At 36.4% G+C, this 26,072-nt stretch carries 25 protein-coding genes; 12 read left to right on the top strand and 13 right to left on the bottom strand.

Annotation, left to right across the window (positions count from 1 at the left end):
* Positions 1 to 181 precede the first annotated feature (181 nt).
* Both N0B16_RS03905 and N0B16_RS03910 read right to left on the bottom strand, forming a co-directional pair.
* Positions 182 to 988, bottom strand: a complete 807-nt coding sequence (locus N0B16_RS03905; RefSeq protein WP_262989418.1) for an enoyl-ACP reductase FabI — start codon at positions 986 to 988, stop codon at positions 182 to 184.
* Between the two features lie 119 nt (positions 989 to 1,107).
* Complete coding sequence (locus N0B16_RS03910; RefSeq protein WP_262989419.1) at positions 1,108 to 1,407, bottom strand: hypothetical protein; 300 nt, start codon at positions 1,405 to 1,407, stop codon at positions 1,108 to 1,110.
* Between the two features lie 199 nt (positions 1,408 to 1,606).
* Between N0B16_RS03910 and N0B16_RS03915 the strand changes: the two genes are divergently transcribed.
* A complete protein-coding gene (locus N0B16_RS03915) occupies positions 1,607 to 2,755 on the top strand; it encodes a phage tail-like protein (RefSeq protein WP_262989420.1) in 1,149 nt (382 codons plus the stop codon).
* A 34-nt stretch (positions 2,756 to 2,789) separates the two neighbouring features.
* Here N0B16_RS03915 and N0B16_RS03920 read toward each other — a convergent pair whose 3' ends face one another.
* Positions 2,790 to 3,644 carry a nucleoside phosphorylase gene (locus N0B16_RS03920; RefSeq protein ID WP_262989421.1) on the bottom strand — a complete coding sequence of 285 codons (855 nt, stop codon included), beginning with the start codon at positions 3,642 to 3,644 and terminating at the stop codon, positions 2,790 to 2,792.
* Positions 3,645 to 3,765: 121 nt separating this feature from the next.
* On the opposite strand from N0B16_RS03920, the gene N0B16_RS03925 reads away from it, so the two are divergent.
* The 3 genes from N0B16_RS03925 (at position 3,766) to N0B16_RS03935 (ending at position 8,831) form a co-directional block, all read left to right on the top strand.
* Positions 3,766 to 5,598 (top strand): cytochrome-c peroxidase, encoded by a 1,833-nt coding sequence (locus N0B16_RS03925; protein WP_262989422.1) that lies wholly within the window; start codon positions 3,766 to 3,768, stop codon positions 5,596 to 5,598.
* A 128-nt stretch (positions 5,599 to 5,726) separates the two neighbouring features.
* The gene (locus tag N0B16_RS03930) at positions 5,727 to 7,874 is read left to right on the top strand and encodes an alkaline phosphatase PhoX (RefSeq protein WP_262989423.1); all 2,148 of its coding nucleotides are present in this window, start codon (positions 5,727 to 5,729) and stop codon (positions 7,872 to 7,874) included.
* A gap of 57 nt (positions 7,875 to 7,931) precedes the next feature.
* Positions 7,932 to 8,831: a leucine-rich repeat domain-containing protein gene (locus tag N0B16_RS03935; protein ID WP_262989424.1), complete on the top strand. Its 900-nt coding sequence runs from the start codon at positions 7,932 to 7,934 to the stop codon at positions 8,829 to 8,831.
* Here the strand turns inward: N0B16_RS03935 and N0B16_RS03940 are convergent, their stop codons facing one another.
* On the bottom strand, positions 8,832 to 9,155 hold the full coding sequence (locus N0B16_RS03940) for a translation initiation factor (protein WP_262989425.1): 324 nt from the start codon (positions 9,153 to 9,155) through the stop codon (positions 8,832 to 8,834).
* 151 nt (positions 9,156 to 9,306) lie between these two features.
* On the opposite strand from N0B16_RS03940, the gene gpmI reads away from it, so the two are divergent.
* The 5 genes from gpmI (at position 9,307) to N0B16_RS03965 (ending at position 14,172) form a co-directional block, all read left to right on the top strand.
* Positions 9,307 to 10,848, top strand: coding sequence for a 2,3-bisphosphoglycerate-independent phosphoglycerate mutase (gene gpmI, locus N0B16_RS03945; RefSeq protein WP_262989426.1), 1,542 nt, complete (start codon positions 9,307 to 9,309; stop codon positions 10,846 to 10,848).
* Positions 10,849 to 10,998: 150 nt separating this feature from the next.
* Entirely contained in the window at positions 10,999 to 11,976 is a 978-nt protein-coding gene (locus N0B16_RS03950; RefSeq protein WP_262989427.1) for an acyl-ACP desaturase, read from the top strand.
* A 98-nt stretch (positions 11,977 to 12,074) separates the two neighbouring features.
* Complete coding sequence (locus N0B16_RS03955) at positions 12,075 to 12,506, top strand: BT0820 family HAD-type phosphatase (RefSeq protein WP_262989428.1); 432 nt, start codon at positions 12,075 to 12,077, stop codon at positions 12,504 to 12,506.
* 89 nt (positions 12,507 to 12,595) lie between these two features.
* Positions 12,596 to 13,405, top strand: coding sequence for a type I methionyl aminopeptidase (gene map / locus N0B16_RS03960; RefSeq protein WP_262989429.1), 810 nt, complete (start codon positions 12,596 to 12,598; stop codon positions 13,403 to 13,405).
* Positions 13,405 to 14,172, top strand: coding sequence for a class I SAM-dependent methyltransferase (locus tag N0B16_RS03965; RefSeq protein WP_262989430.1), 768 nt, complete (start codon positions 13,405 to 13,407; stop codon positions 14,170 to 14,172). The genes map and N0B16_RS03965 overlap by 1 nt, the downstream gene beginning before the upstream one ends.
* Positions 14,173 to 14,210: 38 nt before the next feature.
* On the opposite strand, the gene N0B16_RS03970 is transcribed toward N0B16_RS03965, so the two are convergent.
* Entirely contained in the window at positions 14,211 to 14,912 is a 702-nt protein-coding gene (locus N0B16_RS03970) for a T9SS type A sorting domain-containing protein (RefSeq protein WP_262989431.1), read from the bottom strand.
* Positions 14,913 to 14,942: 30 nt separating this feature from the next.
* Positions 14,943 to 15,269, bottom strand: coding sequence for a DMT family transporter (locus N0B16_RS03975; RefSeq protein ID WP_262989432.1), 327 nt, complete (start codon positions 15,267 to 15,269; stop codon positions 14,943 to 14,945).
* Between the two features lie 193 nt (positions 15,270 to 15,462).
* Here N0B16_RS03975 and era point away from each other — a divergent pair, with 193 nt between their 5' ends.
* Positions 15,463 to 16,338, top strand: coding sequence for a GTPase Era (gene era, locus N0B16_RS03980; RefSeq protein WP_262989433.1), 876 nt, complete (start codon positions 15,463 to 15,465; stop codon positions 16,336 to 16,338).
* 65 nt (positions 16,339 to 16,403) lie between these two features.
* Entirely contained in the window at positions 16,404 to 16,832 is a 429-nt protein-coding gene (locus N0B16_RS03985; protein ID WP_262989434.1) for a DoxX family protein, read from the top strand.
* A gap of 52 nt (positions 16,833 to 16,884) precedes the next feature.
* On the opposite strand, the gene N0B16_RS03990 is transcribed toward N0B16_RS03985, so the two are convergent.
* The 4 genes from N0B16_RS03990 to N0B16_RS04005 form a co-directional block, all read right to left on the bottom strand.
* Positions 16,885 to 17,406 (bottom strand): GNAT family N-acetyltransferase, encoded by a 522-nt coding sequence (locus tag N0B16_RS03990; protein WP_262989435.1) that lies wholly within the window; start codon positions 17,404 to 17,406, stop codon positions 16,885 to 16,887.
* A 1-nt stretch (position 17,407) separates the two neighbouring features.
* The gene (locus N0B16_RS03995; RefSeq protein WP_262989436.1) at positions 17,408 to 18,769 is read right to left on the bottom strand and encodes an MATE family efflux transporter; all 1,362 of its coding nucleotides are present in this window, start codon (positions 18,767 to 18,769) and stop codon (positions 17,408 to 17,410) included.
* A gap of 71 nt (positions 18,770 to 18,840) precedes the next feature.
* On the bottom strand, positions 18,841 to 20,025 hold the full coding sequence (locus N0B16_RS04000) for a sigma-54-dependent transcriptional regulator (protein WP_262989437.1): 1,185 nt from the start codon (positions 20,023 to 20,025) through the stop codon (positions 18,841 to 18,843).
* A gap of 52 nt (positions 20,026 to 20,077) precedes the next feature.
* Positions 20,078 to 20,743: a YggS family pyridoxal phosphate-dependent enzyme gene (locus tag N0B16_RS04005; RefSeq protein WP_262989438.1), complete on the bottom strand. Its 666-nt coding sequence runs from the start codon at positions 20,741 to 20,743 to the stop codon at positions 20,078 to 20,080.
* Positions 20,744 to 20,919: 176 nt separating this feature from the next.
* Here N0B16_RS04005 and N0B16_RS04010 point away from each other — a divergent pair, with 176 nt between their 5' ends.
* Positions 20,920 to 21,399, top strand: coding sequence for a ferritin-like domain-containing protein (locus N0B16_RS04010; protein WP_262989439.1), 480 nt, complete (start codon positions 20,920 to 20,922; stop codon positions 21,397 to 21,399).
* A 69-nt stretch (positions 21,400 to 21,468) separates the two neighbouring features.
* Here N0B16_RS04010 and N0B16_RS04015 read toward each other — a convergent pair whose 3' ends face one another.
* The 3 genes from N0B16_RS04015 to N0B16_RS04025 form a co-directional block, all read right to left on the bottom strand.
* Positions 21,469 to 22,329, bottom strand: coding sequence for a polysaccharide deacetylase family protein (locus N0B16_RS04015; protein ID WP_262989441.1), 861 nt, complete (start codon positions 22,327 to 22,329; stop codon positions 21,469 to 21,471).
* Positions 22,330 to 22,407: 78 nt separating this feature from the next.
* Complete coding sequence (locus N0B16_RS04020) at positions 22,408 to 23,154, bottom strand: DUF72 domain-containing protein (protein WP_262989442.1); 747 nt, start codon at positions 23,152 to 23,154, stop codon at positions 22,408 to 22,410.
* Between the two features lie 4 nt (positions 23,155 to 23,158).
* Positions 23,159 to 25,996, bottom strand: a complete 2,838-nt coding sequence (locus N0B16_RS04025; RefSeq protein WP_262989443.1) for a heavy metal translocating P-type ATPase — start codon at positions 25,994 to 25,996, stop codon at positions 23,159 to 23,161.
* Positions 25,997 to 26,072 lie beyond the last annotated feature (76 nt).

The following is a 26,072-nucleotide window of genomic DNA, read 5'->3' on the forward strand; positions in this document are numbered from 1 at the left end:
TTATTTATATATTATGAAACGCTTTTCAATATAGAGGTTTTTAGATAAACAGAAAATATCTTAAAAAGATTTGTTGATGCATTAATTAACAGTAATGATGAATATGACTTAATGTTATTTTACTTTTAAACAAAAAAGCCGAAACACTGTGTTTCGGCTTGTATTCTGATAAAATTTATCTTTATATATCGTATTTCTCAATTACCTTCTGGGTTACTCCTGAGCTGCTGAAACCTCCGTCATGGAATAAGTTCTGCATGGTAACTTTTTTGGTAAGATCAGAAAATAAAGTAACACAGTAATCTGCACATTCAAGCGCTGTTGCGTTACCAAGAGGAGACATATCTTCGGCATATCCCAGGAAACCTCCGAAACCTTTTACCCCGCTTCCTGCAGTGGTAACGGTTGGCGACTGGGAAACGGTATTGACACGTACTTTTTTGGTGCCCCAATAATTTCCGAATGATCTTGCAATGCTTTCAAGATAGGCTTTATTATCTGCCATATCATTATAATCAGGGAAGGTCCTCTGAGCTGCGATATAAGACAATGCTAAAATACTTCCCCATTCATTCATACAGTCTTTTTCCCAAGCCACACGCATTACTTTATGAAAAGATACCGCCGAAATATCCCAGCCTTTTTCCAGCCAGTCATAGTTCATATCGGTATAATGCTTTCCTTTTCTCACATTTACGGACATTCCTATTGAGTGAAGAATGAAATCTATTTTCCCGAATTTTGCTACCGCTGCATCAAAAAGTTTTTCAAGGTCTTCAATGGAAGTTGCATCTGCGCCAATCACCTCAGAACCTGTTTTTTCTGCTAAACCGTTTAATTCTCCCATTCTTAAAGCAATAGGAGCGTTTGATAATATAAACTCAGCACCTTCTTCATGGCATCTTTCAGCAACTTTCCATGCAATAGACTGTTCATTAAGGGCTCCAAAAATAATTCCCTTCTTCCCTTTAAGTAAACCGTATGACATAATTTTTTAATGTTTAATGATATACAAATGTAACAATAATTGCGTTTACAGCATAATAAAAAAACAGAGCCTTTATAAAAAAGCTCTGTTTTATTGAATATATTTATAAGACTGAATTTCTAATTCGTTTTCTTGTTCCATTCTGCTTTTACGTCTTCAGCAGCATCTTTTGTTTTTTCCCATGCATCATTTGCTCCGTCTTTAATATTTTCCCAGGTATCCGAAGCATTTGCTTTTACTCTGTCTAGCCAATCTTCCTGAGTTGCTTCCTGATCATTATCACGTCTTTCCTTGATATAATCTCTTGCTTTGTCGGCTAAATCACTTACCTTCCACTTTGCATCATTGGCGGTATTTCTCAATGAATCTTCAGTATTATTTACTGCTTTTTCTGCTTTGTTATAATCTTGATTGTCCATAATATTTTGTTGTTTTAGTGTTAGTTAAAAGAGTATGATCAAGAACTATTCCTAAAAAAACAATTTCAAGTTAAATTTATCATAAAGTTTAAAAATCGAATTTTTTGTATTTATCAAATAAACAATTATATATTAAAATTTTTATAGTATTATTGTTTATGTATAATTTTTTATTAAATTGTGAGCAAAACAATAGATAATGAAAAGAATATTAGTACTTTCTGTTTTAATCTTTTTATCTCTTAAACCAAATAGTTTATTAGCTCAGGTTGGGATAGGTACAACTACGCCTCATGATTCATCAATATTACATCTCAAAAGTTCTAATAAAGGCTTATTATTACCCAGTGTGGCTATAACCTCAGCTACTGATACAGCAACAATAGTATCTCCTGCAACAGGCCTTTTAATTTGGGTTGACGGAACAGGGGGGCTTACTCCGGCTGGACTTTATTACTGGAATAATTCCCAATGGAATTTTATTTCTTCATCCGGCGCAGGAATAAATGCTGCAACAGCTTGGAATACAAATGCCACAAATCCCGGTACTTCTTCTGGTGCATCAACAGCTTTATCGCTTGGAACTTCCACTTATGATGATTTAGTTTTTAAAATTAATAATACCATTGCCGGCCGATTAGGTACAAATGGTTCTGTTCTTTTCGGAACCGGAACTACATCTTTTCAAAATGGGGTAGCAATAGGTACAAATGCAGCTGCAAATAATAATGAAAGTATCGCTGTTGGATCTAATTCTAGTGCCGCAGGTTTTCAATCTTTAGCTTTAGGTTATACCGCAAAAACAAATTCTAATAATGAAACGGCGTTAGGAAACAATGCACAGACGAATGGTCAAAATTCAACAGCCTTAGGAACAGCCGCTAATGCAGCCGGGCAAAATTCAACAGCAATTGGTTATGGTGCAAGTACTTCACAAGCAAATGCGATAATTTTAGGCAATACTGTTGCAAATGTAGGGATCGGGACAAGTACTCCCAATATTTCTGCGAAAATAGATGTAAATGGTCAGTATAAATTAGGAGACAAAGGAAGCCTGCACAAAAATCAGATCAGTTTTGAAGTCTGGCCAAGCGTATCGATCAATAATCTTCAATCCGGACGTACAGCAACTGTCAATTTTACTATTCCTGCAGGTTTTCAGCCTAATTCTACCCGTGCTACAATTCTAGTTTCTCCGGCAAATGATTTTGCCGGTATTTTAGAATTTGGAATTAATAATCCGAGAATGACTTCCACATCAAATATGACAATAAATCTTACTAATATTTCAAACGGGAATGCAAGTTTGTTTTCCGGGCATTTTTATGTCACAATTAATGAGTTTTAAAAAAAAAGGATTTCGTATTTGAAATCCTTTCTCTTTATTTGATAATTCTTTCCAGAACCCATTCAATCAATTTCTTTTCAGAATGATGATGATCAGCAGAGAATTCTCCGCGTCTTCGGTTGGCAATCACGTTATTTACCGTAATGGCTTTATGCCCTAAAAGTTTAGAGAAAGCATAAATAGCAGAAGTTTCCATTTCAAAATTGGTAATTCCAAGATCATTTAAAGTTTCAAGAAACTGGTCATCAAGAGCTTTCAAACGGAGTTCTCTTCCTTGTGGAGCATAAAAACCCGGAAAAGTGGCGGTATTTCCATGATATTTTGCGTCTTTGAAAACTTCACCCAATGTTTCTGACCATTCTGAAAAATATAGCATAGGTTTGATCTTTTCGTAAGGAAATTTCTCTGAAAAATTCTTAGAAAATTCGTTCTCAAAATTATGATCCTGATAAAAATGCATTAATCCGTCAAAACCCACTACATTTTGGGTAACCAGCATATTGTCTACCTGTACATCCGGGTTTACGCTTCCACAGGTTCCCATTCTGAACAATTCTAAAGAATGGTGTCCCGTTTTAAACTCTTTATTTTTAAGATCAATATTGACAAGGGCATCAAGCTCGTTCATCACAATATCAATATTTTCTGTCCCGATCCCGGTAGACATTACAGAAATTCGCTCCCCACGCAGCGTTCCGGTATGGGTGTAAAATTCCCTTTTATTTTTTTTAATTTCTACAGTGTCAAAATATTGGGAGACCTTGGGAACTCTGTCGGGGTCGCCTACCAGAATTATTTTATCGGCAATATCTTCCGGTAAAAGGTTCAGGTGATATACACTTCCGTCATCATTCAGGACAAGCTCTGAAGCAGCAAGTTTATTGAGCATAAAGGTTTATTTATTTGAATTTTAAAATTAGTGAAAATTTACTGATAAAAATATAAACAAAACTTAATTCAGCGTTAAAGCTGTGGTAATGTGAAGAAGATACTTTTGCGGATAAAAATCTATGAGATCGTATTCATTACTTATTGTTGTTTTATTAATGGGGATTGCGGTAATGTCATTCAATTCTGTGGATCGGGGTTCGGAAACCGAAAACACGTATATCAATCAGGGATTAAGAAATTTTAAAACTCAGCTCGAACAATTAAGATCTGACGCATATCTTTTCCGTGATGAGAAAATTTCTTCAGAACAGTTACAGCTTTCACTCAGAAATAGCAGAAATTCGTATAAAGAACTTGAATTTTATATTGCCTATCATTATCCCGAATTTTCTAAAACCCATCTGAATGCAGCGCCTTTATTCAGAATTGAAGCAGCGGGAACCTCTGCCTACACTTTGCCACCGGAAGGATTGCAGGTTCTTGATGAGCTTATTTTTTCTGAAGAAGCCTTTGAGCAAAGAGACAAGATTGTAGCCATTACAGATTTTCTGTACAATAATTACAACAAATTTTATTTAAGCTCAGTTAAAAACGGGTTAAGCAAAGGCAACAACAAGACATTGCCGCTTCGTATAGAATTAATAAGGATATATACTTTGGGCGTGACGGGTTTTGATACTCCGGGTTCACTGAATATTGCTGAAGAATCATCTCACGCTTTATCAGGAATGAAAAATTATATTAAAAGTGATGATTATTTTAAAAATTTCAACACCGATAAGGCTGATCAAATATTGCAAAATGGTATTTTATACCTGGCCGGAAATAAAAACTTTGAAACATTTGACAGAATTGAATTCTATAAAAAAATCATTCAGCCCTTATATGAAGAATTAGGAAACTGGGACGGAAGAAGCGATGACCTGAAAGAGTTTTCAGGGTGGAATGTCAGTAATAAAAACTTTTTCAGCAGTGATTTTCTTGATCCTTATTTTTTTACCATGCTGAAAGCTTCGGAAGATAATATTGATCTGCAGAATCTCGGAAAGAAAATTTTTTATGACGAAAGTTTAAGTGCCAACGGAGCCATGAGCTGCGCATCCTGTCATTTACCCGGAAATGCTTTTACCGATCTGAAAGCTAAATCCCTCAGTAATGTAGAAGGCAAAACGGTGCTCAGAAATTCACCCTCGTTATATAATGCCGTTTTTGCCAAAAGATTTTTTTACGATATGCGTGCCTATTATCTGGAGCAGCAGGCAGAACATGTGATTTATAATGCAGAAGAATTTAACACAAGTTATGAAAGCATCATTAAAAAACTGAAAAAAAACCCGGAATATAAGAGCGCCTTTAAAAAAGCTTTTAAAGATTCGGAGATCAGCAAACTGAGCTTTTCTAAAGCATTAAGTTCATATGTTGCGTCACTCTATTCTTTTGAAAGTGATTTTGACCGCTTTATGAGAAATGAAAAAGAGATTTCTGATGAGGCTAAAAAAGGGTTTAATCTGTTTATGGGCAAAGCTAATTGCGCCACCTGTCATTTTGCTCCTCATTTTTCCGGTCTGGTTCCGCCATTTTATAATGAAAATGAATCAGAAGTTTTGGGAGTGACCAAAAACCCTCTGCAAGTAGCTCCAAGAGAAATAGATTCTGACAAAGGAAGACTGGATAACAGAGTGGAAAAAGAAAAGTCATGGATTTATGAAAATTCTTTTAAAACCATGACAGTAAGAAATATTGCCTTAACAAAACCGTATTTCCATAACGGCGCATTCAATACCTTAGAAGAAGTTCTGGAGTTTTATAATGAAGGCGGTGCAGAAGGAATACAACTCAAGATCAGCAATCAGACATTACCGCCCGACAAACTGAATCTTACCAAAACGGAAATACAGCAGATCATCGCATTTCTTCATTCACTCACTGACATCAGTAAGACTAAAAATTAACATACCGTTAAAAAGTTAATATACAGTTTTTGATTTCTTAACATACATCTGCTTTTATTTAAAACCTTATTAATAAAGAGCTGGAACGAATAAAATAGTTTTGCATTGTTAATAAAAAGTAAAAAAAAATGAAGAAAAAATTACTATCAGTTGCAGCGCTTGTCATCATGACCGGTTCATTGTTTCAGGCACAGACTACGATTTTCGCACAGGGTTCGTCGTGGAAGTACAAAGACACCAATGTAGCATTGGCTGATCAGTGGAAAGATGCCAATTTTGACATTTCTACATGGTCTGCCGGAAACGCACCATTAGGATATGGAGATCCGGTAACGACCACCATTAATTCAGGTTTGATGACTGCGTATTTTGCCAAAGATTTCACGGTAAATTTAGCAGATCTCAGCACAACAATGGAACTTGGCGTGATGAGAGATGACGGTATCGTTGTTTACCTGAATGGTGAAGAAGTCGTAAGAGATAATATGCCTACAGGCGTTATTGATTTTAATACTTTGTCAAGCACTACCATTGACGGAGCCGCTGAAAGCACTTACAATATTTTTACCATTCCGAAGTCAAAATTCGTACAGGGAAATAACAGAATTTCTATCGAACTTCACAACAGGGGCGCAGCAAGTTCTGATCTTAGAATTGATGCCTACCTGAAAAATACGACAACGGTAACACCTCCGGTTACAACCTGTAATCCGCTTCACATCAGCTGTTTTACATCTATTGTTCCTACATCGCAGACTTCGAAGCTGATCATCCCTACTGAACACAAATATCAGCTGATTCTAAAAGAAGGTGACAGCTATACTGAAGGTGGCGGACTTGTTGGCGGACAAAATGACTTTACAGGATATGTACCTAAAAATGCAAGCAGCACCAACGGTTATCTTTCTGTAAACCACGAAACCAATCCGGGCGGCGTAACGATGGCCGAAATTAATTATAATACGACTACAAAACTTTGGCAGCTTACAAAATCAAGAGCCGTTAGTTTTTCATCCACAAGCTTGGTACAGACCATCAGAAACTGTTCCGGTGGCGTTACACCATGGGGAACCATCGTTACCGCAGAAGAATCTGTAACAGGTAATGATACCAATGCAGACGGATACAAAGATTATGGTTGGTTGGTAGAAATTGATCCTGCAACGGCTTCTGTATCTTCTTTAAATACAGACGGAAGCAAAGGAAAACTTTGGCAGATGGGAATTATGAACCACGAAAATGTAGTGGTCAATAATGCGGGAACAGTAGCCTATTACGGAGAAGACGGAGGAACCAATATGGTATACAAATATGTGATGGATACGCCGAATAATCTTTCTTCAGGAAATTTATATGTATTAAAACTGGATCAGGGATTATCAAACGGAAATCCTGTGACAACGACTGCAGTTTGGATTCAGATTCCGAATAAATTAAAAGCAGATCAAAATAACACGGCGACATTAGCGCAGTCTCTTGGCGGAACGTCATTCAACGGGATTGAAGATGTGGAAATCAGTCCGCTGGATGGAAAAATTTATTTTACAGCAAAAGGATTGAATAAAGTGTACCGTATGCAGGATAACGGAACAACCGCTTCTCAGGTTGAGGTTTTTGTAGGAGGATTAACCACTCAGTATTCTTTCAACACTGCACAAGGTATAAAAACCGAATCTTGGGGTGATGGAAACGATAATCTTACATTTGATGAATTAGGAAATCTTTGGGTACTTCAGGATGGCGGAAAAAACTATATCTGGGTAGTTGCTCCGGACCATACCGAGGCCAATCCTAAAGTAAGACTTTTCTCTTCAATGCCTGCAGGATCAGAACCTACCGGATTGACCTTCACGCCGGATCATAAATTCGGGTTCTTCTCTATTCAGCATCCGGATGCAACGATTTTGACCGATGTAGATGCAACCGGAAATACAATTGATTACCGAGGGAAATCTGCGACCATCGTTGTAGCTCTTAAAAGTAATCTCGGTATAGAAACTTCTTTAGGAACCAGCGAACAGGTAACGGAAACTGAAGTGACCGTTGCGCCGAATCCTACTTCAGGAATTGTAAAAATAAATGCTCCTAAAGCACTTAAAAACCTTGAAGTTACTGCGTACAGTATGGATGGTAAAATCGTTTACAAAAAGAAATTTACAGGTTCAAATTCTTTGGTAGAACTCGATTTTACGCCTCAGCTTCAGGCTTCAAGAGTCTTAGTTGTGAATATAGAAGCCGATGGCTTCCAGAAAACAGTGAAGGTTCTTAAAAAATAATTACTAATTTTCTTTCTTTGCTGCCGGCATTTTCTTTGCCGGTGGCTTTTTTATGATATGAAAAAATTAATAATCATTATTGCCGTTCTTTCCATGCATTACATGAATGCACAGATTGATCCCGTAAAATATCCTACATTTACCGATATGGAATCTGCGCTTAGAAGTAAAGAGCCGGTCTACAGCATGAGCTTCAGAGAAAAAGGACTTTTTAATCTTCCTCCGGATCTTAAAAAAATGAAATCGTTGTTTTTCCTGAATATTATGGGGAACCACCTTGAAAAAATGGATCAGGAGCTTTTTTCATTAATTCAGCTGGAAATTTTAAACGTTAATGAAAACGGAATAAAATATATCCCCGACGAAATTGGTGCACTCAAAAATCTAACGTCCTTTTCAATGAACCTGAACAGCCTTACAGACATCAATCCTAATGTTGCTCAGCTTCAAAAGCTCAGATCTGTTCATTTTGATGCCAATAACCTGAATGTTTTTCCGGAAGCGTTGCTTAAAATTCCCTCTTTGGAAGAAATCAATCTTCAGGGAAATCAGATTAGCTTTGTATCGGAGCATTTAGATGCAATTAAAAATCTGCAATACCTGAATCTTTCATCTAATCAGATCAACGATTTAGGAAAAATCAAGCTGCCAAAAAAATTAAAGTATCTTGAATTACAGAAAAACAGGATCATTGAAATTCCTGAAAGAGTTTTGCGTTCAGAAAAGCTGGAATTTCTGAATGTGAGTGATAATATGATCACAAAAATCAATCCCAAAGTTAAAAGTCTTAAAAATATAACCAGTATCAATCTCGCCAACAACAGAATTACGGATCTTCCGAAAGAGTTTAAGGAATTGAGAAATCTGAAAACACTTATTTTAAACGGAAACCCAATCTCTCAGTCAACTTTGGAGAAATTAAAAATAATGTTGCCGGACACGCAGATTTATTTTTGATTATCCGCCGACTCTCTTGGTCTTAAACCCCATTTCTTTAAGGATATTCATGATTTTATCTCGGTTATCTCCCTGTATGATGATCGTGCCATCTTTTTCAGAACCACCGATTCCGAGTGTGGTTTTTATTTTCTTTGAAATTTTTTTCAGCTCGTCTTCACTTCCTTCCCAGCCTTCAACAATCGTCACGGGTTTTCCGTTTCTGCCCTTTTTCTCAAACTTGCAAACCAGGGGTTCTTTTTGTCTGAACTGTTCTTCAGGCATTTGAAAATCTTGTTCATCATGCTCAGGAAAAAGGTTTTTAAGTTGATCTCGTAAATCCATACTGCAAAATTAAAAATAATTATTTTAATGTAATCATTTGAAAATGGAGCGTGACCTGTAATATGGCGCTATTTTAAATCAAATTTGAACGTTTCAAATTCTTACATTTACATTAAATTCGATAAATTTGTTAGTTAAAAAATAAATTATAATGTCGAAAAAAGCAATACTGGCCATTCTTGACGGATGGGGATTGGGAACAAATCCGAATGTTTCTGCATTAGATCAGGCAAATACCCCTTTTATAGATAGCTGTTATCAAAAATATCCTCATACCACTCTGGAAGCGAGCGGCCTTGCTGTAGGGCTTCCTTTGGGACAAATGGGAAATTCTGAAGTAGGGCATATGAATCTGGGAGCGGGGAGAGTAGTCTATCAGAATCTGGTAAAACTAAATATGGCGGTTGAAAATGGTACTTTGGGTCACGAAAAAGTGATTCAGGATGCTTTTGATTATGCTAAAAGAGAAAATAAAAACGTCCATTTTATAGGATTAGTTTCCAATGGTGGTGTGCATTCTCATATCAATCACCTGAAAGGTCTCCTTTCGGCTGCCAAAGATTTTGGACTGAACGAAAATGTATATGTTCATGCCTTTACAGACGGCAGAGACTGTGATCCGCATTCGGGATTAGAATTTATACAGGAACTTCAGGATCATATGAAATCTACGACCGGAAAACTGGCAACCATCACCGGAAGATATTACGCGATGGACAGAGACAGACGATGGGAACGTGTAAAGATTGCATATGATGCGATGATCAGTGGGATTGGGCTGAGAACAGCTGATGCTGCAGCCGCAATTCAGAATTCTTACAACAACAATGTTACCGATGAATTTATAAAACCGATCATTCTTATTAAAGAAACCCAGATCGGAAACGAAGTGCCTGTCGGGAAAATTGTGGATAATGATGTTGTCATCTGTTTCAATTTCCGTACAGACCGGGGAAGGGAAATTACTGAAGTTTTAAGTCAGCATGATATGCCGGAATATTTTATGCGGAAACTCAATCTTCATTATGTGACTTTAACCAATTATGACAAAACTTACCAGAATGTAAAGGTGGTTTTTGATGAAGAAGTGTTAAGAGAAACCATGGGTGAAATTCTGGAACGAAACGGCAAAACGCAGATCAGAATTGCAGAGACAGAAAAATACCCTCATGTAACGTTCTTCTTTTCCGGAGGCCGTGAAGAAGAGTTTCATGGAGAGAAAAGATTGCTTTGCCCAAGTCCGAAAGATGTCCCCACTTATGATCTGAAACCGGAAATGTCTGCATATGAAATTACGAACGCGATACTTCCGGAATTACAGAACGAGACGGCAGATTTTATTTGTCTAAATTTTGCCAATACAGATATGGTAGGTCATACCGGGGTTTTTGAAGCTGCTGTAAAAGCTGCCGAAACGGTAGATCAGTGTATTGAAAAAGTAGCAACCATGGCTTTTGAGCACGGATATGCGGTATTCATTCTTGCCGATCACGGAAATTCTGATGTAATGATTAATCCGGACGGCTCGCCAAATACGCAACACTCAACCAATCTTGTTCCGCTGATTGTAATGGACAAGGAGCACGAATGGAATTTAAAACCCGGAAAACTGGGCGATATGGCACCCACCATTCTTCATGTGATGGGCGTGGAAATTCCCGCTGTTATGACAGGAGATATATTGGTTAGCTAAAATGAAATAATAATGTAAAATAAATGCCGTTTGTATAGAAAATTGTGGCATTTCATAGTAATTTATGCCACACATAGTATGACAGACATATAATATTATGCTCCAAATAATAAATAAAACTTATCTTTGTAATTCTTAAATGTATTTAGAATGTATAATAAGCTCGTAAGAAAAGAAGTAATGGGTATTTTGGAAAAGGAAGTAGGTACTTTTCTTGAGAAATTTCTGACGCCTATTGAAAAAATATGGCAGCCTTCAGATTATTTACCGGATCCTTCCAGTGACGATTTCAAATATGACCTTGATGAGATCCAGACTTTTGCCCGTGAAATGCCTTATGACCTGTTTGTAACTTTAATTGGTGACTGCATTACAGAAGAGGCTTTACCTTCTTATGAATCATGGTTAATGGGTGTAGATGGTGTTGATCAGGAACAAAAAGTAGGTTGGGCAAATTGGGTACGTTCTTGGACAGGTGAAGAAAACCGCCATGGAGATTTGCTCGGCAAATATTTATATCTGTGCGGCAGAGTGAATATGAGAGAGGTTGAGATTACAACGCAATATCTGATCAGTGACGGTTTCGATTTAGGAACCAGCATGGATCCTTACAGAAACTTTATATATACCAGTTTTCAGGAAACCGCGACCAATATTTCTCATAGAAGAGTAGGTACGTTAGCTAAACAGTCAGGGAATACAAAACTGGCAAAAATGTGTGCTGTAATTGCTGCAGATGAAGCAAGGCATGCAAAAGCCTATAAACATTTTGTAGCAAAAATTCTTGAGATGGACCCTTCAGAAATGATTTTGGCCTTCGAAGATATGATGCGTAAAAAGATCGTGATGCCTGCACATTTAATGAGACAGTCTGGCCAGAAAGCGGGTGAGCTTTGGGGGCATTTTTCGGATGCGGCACAAAGATGTATGGTCTATACCGGTCAGGATTATATCAATATTATGAAAGATCTCTTAGACGAATGGAAAATCGAGCATTTTACGGGTCTTACAGAAAAAGCAGAAAAAGCACAGGAATATTTAATGAAGTTACCGGTGAGATTACAGAAAATTACAGACCGGGTTTCTACCCCGGATCTGCAGTTTCAGTTCAGCTGGGTGAAACATTAAATTATTTCAGATTTAACTTTAAATTATAATGAAGAGTGCCGAATGTTTTTCGGCACTCTTTTATTTATTATCTTTGCAGTTCTAAAAACAACACAAAAATGTTAAATAATAAAAAAATTGCTGTAGATTTCGACGGAACTGTTGTAGATGACGCATATCCCGCAATAGGAAAACCAAAAATTTTTGCTTTTGAAACCCTTAAAAAATTACAATCCCAAGGTTTCAGATTAATACTCTGGACTTACAGACATGGCAAAACTTTAGATGAAGCCGTAGAGTTTTGTAAAAATAACGGCGTAGAATTTTACGCCATCAATTCCAGTTTTGAAGGTGAAATATTTGATCCCGAAAAGCAATCCCGAAAACTCGATGCAGACTGGTTTATAGATGACAGAAATTTAGGCGGATTTCCAGGATGGGGAGAAATTTATAATATTATTAACGAAAGAATAGAGTTTCGTGTAGAAGGAAAAGAAGTTTTACCCTATTCAAAACTTAAGAAAGAAAAGAAAAAAGGTCTTTTCTGGTAAAAATAATTAGAAATTAGAAGTTAGAACCAAAAATCATATATGAATCAATTAATCCTAATTCCTAATTCCTACATCCTAATTAAAAATTAATGATTCAATTAAAAACAATAGACGAGCTTCGTCTCATGAGAGAAAGTGCTCAACTGGTTTCCAGAACATTAGGAATGTTGGCTAAAGAAATAAAGCCGGGAATCAATACTTTATATTTAGATAAATTAGCCCACGATTTTATTAAAGATCATGGCGCAGAACCCGCATTTTTAGGATATGGCGGGTTTCCCAACTCACTTTGTATTTCACCAAACAATCAGGTTGTTCACGGTTTCCCCAATAAAGATGAGATCAAAGAAGGAGACATTCTTTCTGTAGATTGCGGAGCTTTTTTAAATGGTTTTGTAGGAGATCACGCCTATACATTTGAAATCGGAGAAGTAAAACCTGAAATTAAAAAGCTGCTTCGAGTTACTAAAGAATCGCTTTACAAAGGAGTTGCACAATGTGTGAGAGGAAAGAGGATAGGGGATATTTCGTACGCAATCCAGTCTCATTGTGAAAAAGAAGGATATGGTGTGGTAAAAGAATTGGTAGGACACGGTGTGGGAAGAACAATGCATGAAGATCCGCAGGTTCCCAATTATGGGAGACAGGGAAGTGGTAAAGTCATTAAAGATGGATTAACCATCGCAATCGAACCAATGGTCAATATGGGAACTGAAAAAGTAAAATTCCATAATGACGGATGGACGGTTACCACATTAGATAATCAGCCTTCTGCACATTTTGAGCACGATGTGGCTGTCATCAACGGAAAACCTGTTCTGCTTTCTACTTTTAAATATATTTATGAAGCTTTGGGAATAGAAAGTGATGAGGAAAAACCATTTCAAATGGATTTTTAATGAAGCAGGTCACCAAGTTTTTATTAAACAAAATACCGCGTCCGATACTCATTAAAATGAGCATTTGGGCAAGGCCTATGATCTATCAGCTCTACAAAGGAGATCATTTCTATGATCCTATTGATGGAAGGTCATACCGTAAATTTCTTCCTTACGGATATGGGAAACAACGGGAAAACGCTTTGTCTCCCGGAACTTTGAGTCTGGAAAGGCACCGTCAAATGTGGCTTTATCTTCAAAACGAAACCGATTTTTTCATTAAAAATTATAAAGTTCTTCATATTGCTCCTGAACAGGAATTTTTGAGGAAATTTAAAAGGATGAAAAATCTGGATTATATTTCTGCCGATTTGTATTCGCCTATTGTTGATATCAAAGCAGATATTCTGGATCTTCCTTTTGCAACAGAGAGTTTTGATATCATTTTCTGCAATCATGTTTTAGAGCATATAGAAAATGATACTAAAGCGATGAGCGAGTTATACCGTGTTTTAAAACCCGGCGGTTGGGGAATTATTCAGGTGCCGATGAAAAATTCTCTGGAGAAAACGTATGAAGATTTTACCATCAAAGATCCGAAAGAACGGCAGAAACATTTTGGGCAGTATGACCATGTTCGCTGGTACGGAATGGATTATTTCGACCGTCTCCGAAAAGTTGGTTTTGAGGTTGATCCCAATTTCTATTCTCAACAGTTTTCGGATGCAGAAATTTTAAAATATGGCTTGAACCGGAATGAGATTTTACCGGTTGTTTATAAAAAATAAAAGAAACCGCCTTCATGATTGAAGGCGGTTTTTTAAGCCTATTCTTTAATAAAAATATAAGGTTGGTGTTTTTCTACTACTAAAATATATTGACCTTTTTGAAGGATTCCTGTTTCAAGTATTATCTTTTTGTTATCACTCTTTTTTTCAAGGATCAGTTTTCCTGAAAGATCGTAGATTTTAACAGCAAGATTTTTCTCAATATTTTCAATCGTTAAAAGTTCTTTTACAGGATTTGGATAAACTGACACCAATTTTTTAACAGAATCAGATTCTTTTGTATTTAAGAAAAAGTTGTTATAATATACTTTGTTTCCGGTATTGTTATTGGTAATAATCAATGTTTTTGAACTGCCGTTATTAATAATCTGATAATTAAAAGCAACACCTGAAGCGTTATTTAAGAAGAAATCGCAGTTTTGCTGATCAAAAGCCTGAGCTGCTGAAGCATTTGTACCATTATACATTGCTAGTGTACAACCACCTCCATATCTGATAAAACTGTCAGTTAAGGTCGAATAAATAATACTTGACGTTGCCGTGTTATAATACGCCGAATTAAATGAGGGAGATCCGATATTTGTAAAAGTAGATTGGCCAATAGGAACCTGCATCATTGGACTTGTAAACGTTTGGCTACCGATGACAATCTGCGAAATATACCAGTTATTATTAAAAAGTTCAGGGTTTTGAGCAGCTAATAAACCGCTTGTCAATAAAAGGAATAAAGTTTTTCGCATATATAATTTTTCACAAATATAAGAATTAATCTAATTCGATACTGCTTTCAAACCAATAACAGAGCCAATTAAAGTAGAAATAAAAAATATTTTCCAGAAACTTACAGGATCTTTAAAAACCAAAATTCCCATCAGAACAGTCCCTACTGCCCCAATTCCTGTCCAGACTGCATAAGCGGTTCCTATCGGTAAAGTTTGTGTTGCCTTAATGAGTAAAAGCATACTAATGGTTAAACAAATCAAAAACCCGGCAAACCAATAATACATCTCACTTCCGGAAGTCTGCTTTACCTTTCCTAAACATGAGGCAAAACCAACCTCAAACAATCCTGCAATAATTAAAATCACCCAATTCATTGATCCATATTTATTCTGCAAAGTTGAGGATTTTTAACCATTGTTAAAAGATTGTAAGCACTAAATTTATGAATCTGTTGTTTAAATAACGTTTGAATTGTACTTTTTTTAACATCTCTGTTCAATAGTATCCGCAGACCAATATTGTTTTACTAACTTTGCAGATTGTACTCAAGTGACTTAATTTTTTTATATGCATAAAGCAGGATTTGTAAATATTGTCGGAAAGCCAAACGCAGGAAAATCTACCCTTCTCAATCAATTGATGGGAGAAAAACTGGCTATTGTAACGCAGAAGGCTCAAACGACACGACATAGAATTTTTGGGATTTATAATGAAGAAGATCTCCAGATTGTTTTTTCAGACACTCCAGGAGTTTTAGACCCGAAATACGGTTTACAGGAAAAAATGATGGATTTTGTAAAAGATTCTTTACAGGATGCCGATGTATTTTTATTTATTGTAGATGTAACCGATAAAGCAGAACCTTCAGAATTTTTAATTGATAAACTGAATAAAATTCCGGTTCCGGTTTTATTATTACTGAACAAAGTCGACCAGACCAATCAGGAAGGCCTTGAAAAGCTGGTTGAAGAATGGCATACCAGAATTCCAAAAGCTGAAATTCTTCCGATTTCTGCATTAAATGCGTTCAACACGGATATTATTTTACCGAAACTGAAATCAATGCTTCCGGAAAATCCGGCCTATTACGACAAGGATATGTATACTGACAAGCCGGAACGTTTTTTTGTCAATGAAGCGATCCGTGAGAAAATTCTTTTAAATTATGATAAAGAAATACCTTATTCTGTAGAAGTCGTTACCGAAATGTTTAAAGAAAAAGAGGGTATTATTTTTATCGATTCTATCATTTATGTGGAGAGAGACACTCAGAAAGGTATCATAATCGGCCATAAAGGAGAAGCCATCAAAAAAGTAGGTACCGAAGCAAGAATAGATTTGGAAAAGTTTTTTTCAAAAAAAATCCACCTGAATCTTTTTGTAAAAGTAAAAAAAGACTGGCGCAAGAATGACCGTGATCTGAAAAATTTCGGGTATCGATAGACTATTCTCCGAGAATCATCGTTGTATTAAAAGATTTTATTATCTTTAATCTAAATTTTCAATCCATGAGCTATATAAACTCAAAAACCCATCCGGTTTTTACTGATGTTTCTTTATTCATTGTACGATTATTTGTAGGATTTGCAATGCTTTCTCATGGTTTTCCAAAGCTTCAGATGCTACTAGAAGGCGGAGATATAAAATTTTTTGACTTTCTTGGATTGGGACCGCAGATTTCATTGGCACTTACGGTTTTTGCAGAATTTGTATGTTCTATTTTCCTTATTTTGGGGCTGTTTACAAGAATTGCAGTCGGCTTTCTGATGTTTACGATGTTTGTTGCCGCTTTTTTTGTACATGGAGGAGATACCTTTGATAAAAGAGAAATCAGCCTGTTGTATCTGTCTATTTATTTGCTGATTATGGCAATCGGTTCCGGCAGAATCTCAGTTGACGGAATGATCGAAAAACGAAAAAGAGCTTCGGAGTGGTAAGCACAATATAATAATGAAAGTAGTAAATTTTTACTGCTTTTTTTTATTTAATTTACTTCAATTCAAATTTCATCATAATATCCGTCTGCTCTTCATCTCCGAATTGAAATACATGCTGGTCAAACTCTTTAAAGCCATTCTTTTTATAAAACTGTATCGCTCTCGGGTTCTTTTCCCAGACGCCAAGCCAGATAAAATCCATATTTTTTTCTTTGGCAATTTCAATCGCTTTATCATAAAGAACCTGCCCTATATTTTTCCCGTGAAAATCTTTTGAAACGTATATTCTTTCGATTTCGAGGGCATTTCTGTCTTTCAGTTCAGTCTGGGCGTTCCTGCTATTGATTTTTAAATATCCGATAACCTCATTTTCCAGCATAGCAAAATAAAATACAGAATTTGGATTTTCAATTTCTACCATCAGTTTTTCAACGGTAAAACTTTCACGCATATATTTTTCTGTATTTTCTGCCGTATTATGAGGCGCAAAAGTTTCAAAGAAAGTTTGTTTTGCAATATTTTGAAGTGCATGAATATCATCAGTATCCACTATCTTAAGCATACTATTTTCCATGTTATGCGTTTTGTTTAATTCTTTTTGTTGAAAGGTTTAAAAACCTGATGACCAACATACAAGCAGAAGCTGTTAATCCCAATCCTAAAGCGATCCACATTCCAAACGCGCCCATTTTCATGGTAACGCAGAGAAAATACCCTAAAGGAATAGTGAAAACCCAATAGGCAATAAAGGTATATACCGAAGGAATTTTTACATCCTGCAAACCTCTTAAAGTGCCTAAAGCAGTAACCTGGATTCCGTCTGATAATTGAAATAATGCCGCAATAATCATTAGTTTTGAAGCTAAATGAATCACTTCGATTTCCTCAGGTTTGGTAAAAAATGTTGGAAGGATGTTTCTGCCTAAGATAAAAATCAAACCACAGATGGCCATAAAAATAAATGCGATTTTAAGATTATTAATTCCCACTTTCCTTAATTCCACAAAATTCTGTTCGCCCAGTTTTCTGCCGATCATAACGGTGGAAGCCACACTAAAGCCGATGCAGAGATTGAATGTAAATGAAGCCATGCTTAATGCGATCTGATGCGATGCAATATCGTGCGCAGAAATGAGCCCGCAGATAAAAGCGGCTCCTGCAAAAGCGGTTACCTCAAAAAACATTTGTAATGCGGTCGGGAAACCCAAACGGATCATTCTTTCGAACATATTTTTAGAAAAAACCTGTATTTTGAGTGAAAAATCTTTAATGTACCGTCTTGTTTTCTTTTCTTTTAACAAAACGGTATAAAGAAAAACAACCATGATAATTCTGGAAATCAAACTTGCAAGTGCAGAACCTTTTACTCCCATTTCAGGAAATATCCAAAGGCCTTTGATAAAGACATAATTCAGGATAATATTAATAATATTGGCAAGAATGGTCGCTTTTGTTACTCCGATCGTATAGGACAATCCTTCCGAAACTTCCCGTAAGGTTTGAAATGCCATGAAAGGAACAATGCTGACAGCCATAATGGTCAAAAAATCTACCGTATCCGGGATTATTTTTACCGGCTGTCCGGAACGATAGAGCAATGGCATCCCAAATAAGAGAAGCGCCATCAGAATAATTCCCACTGACATGTTGATCACAAATCCATGACTGAATACCGAATTGATTTTCTGATGATCATTCTGAGAATGGGCTTCGGAAACCAACGGCGGTATTGCAAATGAAAAGCCCAATGCCAACACGAAAATTGAGAAAAATACCGCGTTTCCTAATGATACGGAAGCCAAAGCATCTGCTCCTAAAAGCCTTCCGACAATAATATTATCAAATAAATTTACAGAAACCTGGCCCACCTGCGTAAGCATGACGGGTAGAGCCAGAGTAAGAGCTTCTTTAGTATAGTTTTTATGTAAAAAGTTCATAACCGTTCAAAAAAAAATTTGCAGTAACAGGACTACAAATTTTTTATAATTTATTTTAGTTAATAATTAAATTATTTTCTTACAAAATTTGCAACATCTTCTTCAGAAACAGAATTTCCTCCAAGGATAATTAATCTTTCCACCACATTTCTCAGTTCGCGGATATTCCCTGTCCAGGAAAGTGCTTTTAATGCAGCGATCGCCTTATCATCAAATTTTTTCACAGCAGTACCGTGTTCGTCAGCAATTAAACCTGAAAAATGATCTACCAAAAGACTGATATCTTCTTTTCGGTCATCCAATGGCGGAACGTAGATTTCAATTACAGAAAGCCTGTGATACAAATCTTCTCTGAATTTCCCTTCTTCAATTTCTTTCTGCATATTTTTATTGGTTGCAGCCAATACTCTTACATCAACCTTTATCTCTTTATCACTTCCTACAGGAGAAACTTTACTTTCCTGCAATGCTCTCAACACTTTTGCTTGTGCGATAAGGCTCATGTCCCCAATCTCGTCCAGGAAAATAGTACCGCCGTTTGCCTGTTCAAATTTTCCCTGCTTGTCTTTGATGGCACCGGTAAAAGAACCTTTTACGTGCCCGAAAAGTTCAGATTCTATCAATTCGGAAGGGATTGCAGCACAGTTAACCTCAATCATCGGTCCTCTCGCTCTTTCACTTAAATTATGAATCGCATGCGCTACCAATTCTTTACCCGCACCATTTGGTCCTGTAATCAAAACCCTTGCATCAGAAACGGATACTTTTTCAATCATATCCTGAATTTTTTTCAAGGCAGCCGATTCACCAATCATCTGGTATTTTTTACTGACTTTTCTTTTCAGGGTTTTATTTTCAGTCTGAAGATTTTTATTTTCTTTCTTAAGTGTTTCTTTAGCCAAGGCATTTTTAACGCTCGTAATCAATCGGTTGATATCAATTGGCTTAGAAATAAAATCGTATGCTCCGTCTCGCAGACAGGCCACTGCAGAATCAATATCCGCGTGCCCGGAAATCATGATGAACGTAGATTCAGGCTTTAAGGCCAGACTTTGTTTCAACAGCTCGGTTCCGGAAAGCTTTGGCATTTTGATGTCTGAAATAATTAAAGCAAAGTCTTCTTTTTCAATCAGTTTATAACCTTCCAGGCCATCATCGGCAATTACAAATTCATAATCTGAAAGTTCATCCGAAAGAATACTGTGAAGTACTCCGGAGATTGCTTTTTCGTCTTCAACGATAAGGATTTTTTGCATAGTTGCAAATTTAGGTAATTTTTGCTTCATTTGCATCAAAAACCATTCCTAATTACGGTATTTTTGAATAATCCCGGTGTCCGAAAATCGCCGAACCTACCCGGACAGAATTGGCGCCACATTCTATGGCAACCGGAAAATCATCACTCATTCCCATTGATAATGTGGTAAGCTTCCGAATTGTATTTAAATCATCAAAAAGATTTTTTAAAACTAAAAATTCTCTTCTAACCTGGCTTTTGTCATCTGTAAAAGTGGCCATTCCCATCAATCCGGTGATTTCAATATTAGGAAATTCATCTGATGTGTATTTTAAAAATAAAGCTTTCGCCTCATCTGCACGCAAACCGAATTTACTGTCTTCCTCAGCGATTTTTACCTGCAACAGAACTTTTATTTTACGGCTGTGTTTTTGGGCTTCTTTATTGATTTCCGATAATAATTTTTCAGAATCTACACTTTGTATTGTATCGATAAACGCTGCAATATATTTTACTTTATTGGTTTGTAAATGGCCGATCAGATGCCACTGAATGTTTTTGGGCAGAAGCGCTTGTTTTTCAGTTAATTCCTGAACTTTATTTTCTCCAAAAACTCTTTGCCCAAGTTCATAGACTTCCTGAATGGCTGAAACCGGATGCGTTTTCGAGACCGCTACCAACTCTACATGAGAAGGAAGCTGGCTTTTTATATGATGGTAATTTTCATGAATGCTCATACTTGCAAATTTCTGAAATTTGAATATAAAAAACGAATGTTCCTTTAAAAGTTTATCAATTTAAAAAAAGCGGGCTTTTCATTACCTAAAAAAGGTATTACGGCAATTAGCATAAATACATTCTGAATTCCACGGGCATAGTTATTGTAGAATATTCATCACCAAAAAATAATAATATGGAAAATGATAAAACCGTAACAGTACTGAATGACCTGTTGCAAATCACCAATGACAGAATCGCGGGATTTGAAAAAGTGGAAGGGAAAATCTGGGAAAAATATCCTGAAATTAAAAAAGAATATGAACGCATGATTTCTCAGTCTAAGCTGATGAAAGTAGAGCTTATAGATTTAATTAATATGCATGGCGGAAATCCTAATGATACGCCAACTGTTGCAGGCTCTTTACACAGAACCTGGATTGATGTAAAAAATTCTTTTACGCTCGGAAATATTGAAGAATCAACTCTGGAAAATGTAGTATTCGGTGAAAAAGCAGCGATGGAAGCCTATCAAAAAGCCTTAGATGATGGGAATCTTTCTCCGGACTGCCATAAAATTATTTCTGATCAGCTGAACAGTTTAACGATCTCTTATAATCAGTTTAAAAATATATCCGAATATAAAAAGGATGGAGATGAGGGAGCTCCTCTTTAGATACAGATAAAAAGACTTCAACTTACATAATTAATCCCAAAATTAAACCTTTAAGTTGAAGTCTTTTAATTAATTCATTATCTCATTTACAGTAGGATATTCTGATATTTTCTTAAAAATAAACCGGTTTGTCTTCTGCAGTTTTTCAATAAATAGGCTAAGTTCATTGCTGGAACGCTCATCCGCTAAATATTGATCGTGTGTAAGAAAAACCAGATGCCTTGATGTTTTTTCGAGATCATTAAAAAATATGCTGTCCACCTTTTTAAGCATCGCCTGATGATTTCCTTTCAGATCCATGTTATCTGTAGGTTTCCACTCAAGATCCCAACCCACGACTTGGTATCCTGCACTTTGTAATTGATTTGCAGCATCTGCTGAAGCTTTGATGTCAGTACTTGTTATTTGGTGAAGCCTCCAGATATTTCTTCCGGGTGTTCTTGCTATTTTGTCTTTAAGTTTCAGGCTGTCTTCCGCCATATCAAAATCATGAATAACCATTGCCGGGTTTTTATAAAAGTCCGTGTATTTGTTATGAGCATGAGTATAGCTGTGATTGGCTAATTCTATAAGATTGTCATTTCTAAGCAGTTCCAGATCATCCCGCTGTTTTTTACTTCCATACGCATGTTGACCAACGATGAATGCCGTCGCACAAACATTTCTTTGGTGCAGTATTTTCAAGAGGTTTTCAGTGCCACGATTGGGGCCGTCATCGAATGTAAGATAAATAACTCTTTTTCCGGAAATATTTTCATGGGTTTGTAAAACTTGCTTTGCGACGGGGGGAACTTTTAAGATTATCTTTTCAGAAGAGTTCCCGTTTGTTTTCTGATTACATCCTGTAAAGAGAAATGATGTTGTGCCGATCACAGCAAACACCCCTAGAAAAGCTGTATATACAGACTTTCCCGCAAAAGTTTTTTTCATAAAAATGAGGTGGAATTAAATGTTAAAAAATGTTAAATTCTAATTTTCAAAAGTAACAAATTCCAAGCCAATTTGCATCTACTTCGTAAGATTATTTTCTGATATATTTTTTAAATATAATCCGTTTTTAATCGCTGCAGTACCCCAAGTATTATTAAAGAAAACAAATGCTGTTTTTTTCTTTGAGCTTTCAATTTTATCTGACAAGTTTATTAAGAATTCTTCACTGTATTCAGATTTATAGAGTACCGGTTTTCCGTGAAGCCTGTAATATAAGATTTCAGGATGCTGATCAATAACATCTTCGGGCAGATTACCCGGAAAGCTCACTCCTGAAAAAACGATATGATGTTCTTTTAATACCGTATATATTTCATTATTCCACCAGGATTCGTGGCGGAATTCGATGACATTTACATAATTGAAATCAATATTTTTAAGGATTAGATCAATATTTTCCGGCGTATTTTTAAATGATGGCGGAAACTGATATAAAAACCCTGCAAGCTTTTTTTCTAAATGAGAATGGATGTGTACACAGAATTCTGAGATTTCCTCTTTGCAATCTTTCAGGCGCTTTTCGTGCGAAATGGTTTTCGGGATTTTAATAAAGAATTTGAAATCATCAGGCGTTTCATCCACCCATTTCAACAATGTTTTAGCAGTAGGTTTTCTGTAAAATGTAGAATTAATCTCAACCGAGTTGAACTCCTGAGAATATAAGGTAAGAAAATCTTTACTTTTCGCATCTTCAGGATACAATGATCCCTTCCAGTCGTTGTTGTAAAAACCTGAGCATCCGATATAAAGATTTTCTTTTTTCATAATTTTATTTTATATTTAAATCTACCGTGTTCAATCGTAATGAATTCAGAATTACCGACAATGAACTGAAACTCATCGCTGCTGCCGCAATCATCGGAGACAGGAGAATTCCAAAAAACGGATACAATAATCCTGCCGCGAGCGGAATTCCCAGAACATTATAAATAAAAGCAAAAAACAGATTTTCTTTAATATTCTTTAAAAGTTTCTCACTTAATAATTTTGCTTTTGCAACCCCTAAAAGATCTCCTTTCAATAAGGTAATTTCAGCACTTTCGATGGCGATATCAGTTCCGGTTCCCATTGCAATGCCAATATTGGCTTGTGCTAAAGCAGGAGAGTCATTGATTCCGTCGCCGGTCATCGCGACGATTTTTCCTTGCTGCTGAAGCCTTTTGACTTCATTTAATTTGTCCTCGGGAAGACAATTTGCTTTGAAATGCTGAATGCCAAGTGCGTCTGCAACTGCTTTTGCAGTGTGCTCATTGTCGCCGGTCATCATGATGATATCAATACCTTCATCAATCAACTGCTGAACGGCTTTTTTAGAACTTTCTTTAATCTGATCGGTAAAACTGATAAAGCCTAAAACTTCATCATCCTGAGCAACATAGGAAATGGTATGGGCTTTTGACTGAATTTCTAAAGCTTTTTGTCTTACTTGTTCCGGAATTAAAATTTGATTTGAAATCAACAGACTTTCATTTCCAAGATAAATTGTTTTTCCGTTGATAATTCCTGTTACGCCTTTCCCTGAAATATTTTCAAACTGAGTTATTTTTTCAGAGGAAATATCTTTATCTTTTGCTTTTTTAATAACAGCATTTGACAGGGGATGTTCTGAATCCAGATTGAGCGAATAGGCTAATTTTAAAATTAAATTTTCTTCATTATTCATCGTTTCGATATGTTGCACAGATGGTTTTCCTTCGGTCAAAGTTCCTGTTTTATCCGTTATGAGAACGTTGACCTTATTCATTTGTTCTAATGCGTCGGCATTTTTAATCAGGATTCCGTTTTTTGCCCCTTTTCCGATTCCTACCATCAAAGACATTGGTGTTGCCAAACCTAAAGCACACGGACAAGCCACTATTAAAACCGCAACAGCATTCACAAAAGCAAACAGGATTTTCTGGTTTTCGGGGCCAAAAATCTGCCATAAAATGAAAGTCAGAACAGCAATCAGAATAACAGCCGGGACAAAAATTTTAGCCATTTTATCCGTCAGTTTCTGAATCGGAGCTTTGCTTCGGCTGGCCTCATTGACCATTTTTATAATTTTGGAAAGCAATGTTTCATCACCAACTTTTTCAGCTTTCATCATGAAAACCCGGTTTCCGTTGATGGTTCCGGATGTGACTTTATCATTCACATTCTTCTCTACAGGGACAGGTTCTCCCGTAATCATGCTTTCATCAACTACAGAACTTCCTTCTGTTATTGTTCCGTCAACAGGAATTTTTTCACCTGGTTTTACTTTTAATAAGTCTCCGATCTTAACTTGTGAAAGAAGAACCTTTTTTTCCACGCCGTTAATGATCAGATTCGCTTCATCGGGCGAAAGGTTCATTAATGCTCTGATCGCATTTCCTGTCTTTTTATGTGCAGCAGCTTCCATGAGCTGTCCTAAAATCACAAGCGTTAAAATCACGCAGACTGCTTCAAAATAGAGTGGTGCCTCATGGTGACCGCTGCGAATCTCATGCGGAATAAGATCCGGAAAAATCAGTGCCACAATACTGAAAATAAATGCAGCGAAAACGCCCAAAACAATTAAGCTGAACATATTTAAATTCCATGTTTTGAACGAGATCCAGCCTCTTTTCATCAAAAACCAACCGGAATACAACAGAACAGGAAGTGTTAAAACCAGTTCAATAATGCCCTGAATCTGATGGGAAAACGGAAAATTCACCAACATGCCTCCCATGGAAAGAATAAAAACAGGAATGGTAAATGCGAGTGAAATAAGGAATTTTAGTTTTAAAATGTGGTAAGTTTCATCTTCTTCATGATCATCTTTTTCAGGCATTCTCACGAGATCCATTCCACAGATCGGGCAATCTCCCGGCTCGTTACGGATGATTTCCGGATGCATCGGACAAGTGTATTTTGCGATTTTCTTTTCGGGGTGTTTTACCAGATCCATTCCGCAGACTGGACAGCCAACATTGCTGTCATACGTTTTGTCTCCTTCACAAAACATTGGACAGTAATACTTTCCCGCCATTTCATCTGTTACTTTCGGAGCTTCATAATGATGCGGATGAGAATGATCGTGTGAATGAGCAGTTGAATTTTTTACCAAATCTTCTGTAATCTCTTCCAGATGCATATGACAAACCGGGCAATCGACTTTTTCATTATAGATTACATCACCCTCACAGAACATTGGACAGTAATATTTTCCGATATTATCTTTAAAATTTTCAGGAAGATTGGTTGAAGAAAAAGTGGGTTTAAAATTTGGATCTTTGGCAAGTTTTTCCTCAATAGGAACTAAAAACATATTGCAAACCGGGCATCTTTTCCCCTGCTGGAAGTATACTTTATCACCCTCACATTCCATCGGGCAATAATAAACGGAAGATGGTGAAATTCTGTCTTGTGGCTTAATAAAAGTTTTCTCGGCATTATCAGGATCTTCGAGCTGATAATTTCCAATTTCTGCTAAAGCTTGGTTTAAAACTGCAATATCGATAGACTGTTCGGAAGTTATTGTTGCCGAATCATTTTCAAGGTCAATTTCGGCATTAATCCCTTTAAGAGTATTGAGCTTTTCTGAAATTTTTTTCTGACAGCCGGAGCAGGTCATTCCCAGAATTGTATAATGTTTTTGCATGATCCTTTAATTATACTGCAAATTTCCAAAAATGAATCTGGAATGCTGTTATAGATTTAAGGATAATGTTTACAGA

This window comes from Chryseobacterium gilvum (assembly GCF_025628965.1).
In the GTDB taxonomy this organism is placed as follows: Bacteria; Bacteroidota; Bacteroidia; order Flavobacteriales; family Weeksellaceae; genus Chryseobacterium; species Chryseobacterium gilvum.

Bases quoted from the DNA above. Each gene is read 5' to 3' on its own strand.
- N0B16_RS03905 (WP_262989418.1), bottom strand. From the start codon at position 988: ATGTCATACGGTTTACTTAAAGGGAAGAAGGGAATTATTTTTGGAGCC.
- N0B16_RS03910 (WP_262989419.1), bottom strand. From the start codon at position 1,407: ATGGACAATCAAGATTATAACAAAGCAGAAAAAGCAGTAAATAATACT.
- N0B16_RS03915 (WP_262989420.1), top strand. From the start codon at position 1,607: ATGAAAAGAATATTAGTACTTTCTGTTTTAATCTTTTTATCTCTTAAA.
- N0B16_RS03920 (WP_262989421.1), bottom strand. From the start codon at position 3,644: ATGCTCAATAAACTTGCTGCTTCAGAGCTTGTCCTGAATGATGACGGA.
- N0B16_RS03925 (WP_262989422.1), top strand. From the start codon at position 3,766: ATGAGATCGTATTCATTACTTATTGTTGTTTTATTAATGGGGATTGCG.
- N0B16_RS03930 (WP_262989423.1), top strand. From the start codon at position 5,727: ATGAAGAAAAAATTACTATCAGTTGCAGCGCTTGTCATCATGACCGGT.
- N0B16_RS03935 (WP_262989424.1), top strand. From the start codon at position 7,932: ATGAAAAAATTAATAATCATTATTGCCGTTCTTTCCATGCATTACATG.
- N0B16_RS03940 (WP_262989425.1), bottom strand. From the start codon at position 9,155: ATGGATTTACGAGATCAACTTAAAAACCTTTTTCCTGAGCATGATGAA.
- gpmI (WP_262989426.1), top strand. From the start codon at position 9,307: ATGTCGAAAAAAGCAATACTGGCCATTCTTGACGGATGGGGATTGGGA.
- N0B16_RS03950 (WP_262989427.1), top strand. From the start codon at position 10,999: ATGTATAATAAGCTCGTAAGAAAAGAAGTAATGGGTATTTTGGAAAAG.
- N0B16_RS03955 (WP_262989428.1), top strand. From the start codon at position 12,075: ATGTTAAATAATAAAAAAATTGCTGTAGATTTCGACGGAACTGTTGTA.
- map (WP_262989429.1), top strand. From the start codon at position 12,596: ATGATTCAATTAAAAACAATAGACGAGCTTCGTCTCATGAGAGAAAGT.
- N0B16_RS03965 (WP_262989430.1), top strand. From the start codon at position 13,405: ATGAAGCAGGTCACCAAGTTTTTATTAAACAAAATACCGCGTCCGATA.
- N0B16_RS03970 (WP_262989431.1), bottom strand. From the start codon at position 14,912: ATGCGAAAAACTTTATTCCTTTTATTGACAAGCGGTTTATTAGCTGCT.
- N0B16_RS03975 (WP_262989432.1), bottom strand. From the start codon at position 15,269: ATGAATTGGGTGATTTTAATTATTGCAGGATTGTTTGAGGTTGGTTTT.
- era (WP_262989433.1), top strand. From the start codon at position 15,463: ATGCATAAAGCAGGATTTGTAAATATTGTCGGAAAGCCAAACGCAGGA.
- N0B16_RS03985 (WP_262989434.1), top strand. From the start codon at position 16,404: ATGAGCTATATAAACTCAAAAACCCATCCGGTTTTTACTGATGTTTCT.
- N0B16_RS03990 (WP_262989435.1), bottom strand. From the start codon at position 17,406: ATGGAAAATAGTATGCTTAAGATAGTGGATACTGATGATATTCATGCA.
- N0B16_RS03995 (WP_262989436.1), bottom strand. From the start codon at position 18,769: ATGAACTTTTTACATAAAAACTATACTAAAGAAGCTCTTACTCTGGCT.
- N0B16_RS04000 (WP_262989437.1), bottom strand. From the start codon at position 20,025: ATGCAAAAAATCCTTATCGTTGAAGACGAAAAAGCAATCTCCGGAGTA.
- N0B16_RS04005 (WP_262989438.1), bottom strand. From the start codon at position 20,743: ATGAGCATTCATGAAAATTACCATCATATAAAAAGCCAGCTTCCTTCT.
- N0B16_RS04010 (WP_262989439.1), top strand. From the start codon at position 20,920: ATGGAAAATGATAAAACCGTAACAGTACTGAATGACCTGTTGCAAATC.
- N0B16_RS04015 (WP_262989441.1), bottom strand. From the start codon at position 22,329: ATGAAAAAAACTTTTGCGGGAAAGTCTGTATATACAGCTTTTCTAGGG.
- N0B16_RS04020 (WP_262989442.1), bottom strand. From the start codon at position 23,154: ATGAAAAAAGAAAATCTTTATATCGGATGCTCAGGTTTTTACAACAAC.
- N0B16_RS04025 (WP_262989443.1), bottom strand. From the start codon at position 25,996: ATGCAAAAACATTATACAATTCTGGGAATGACCTGCTCCGGCTGTCAG.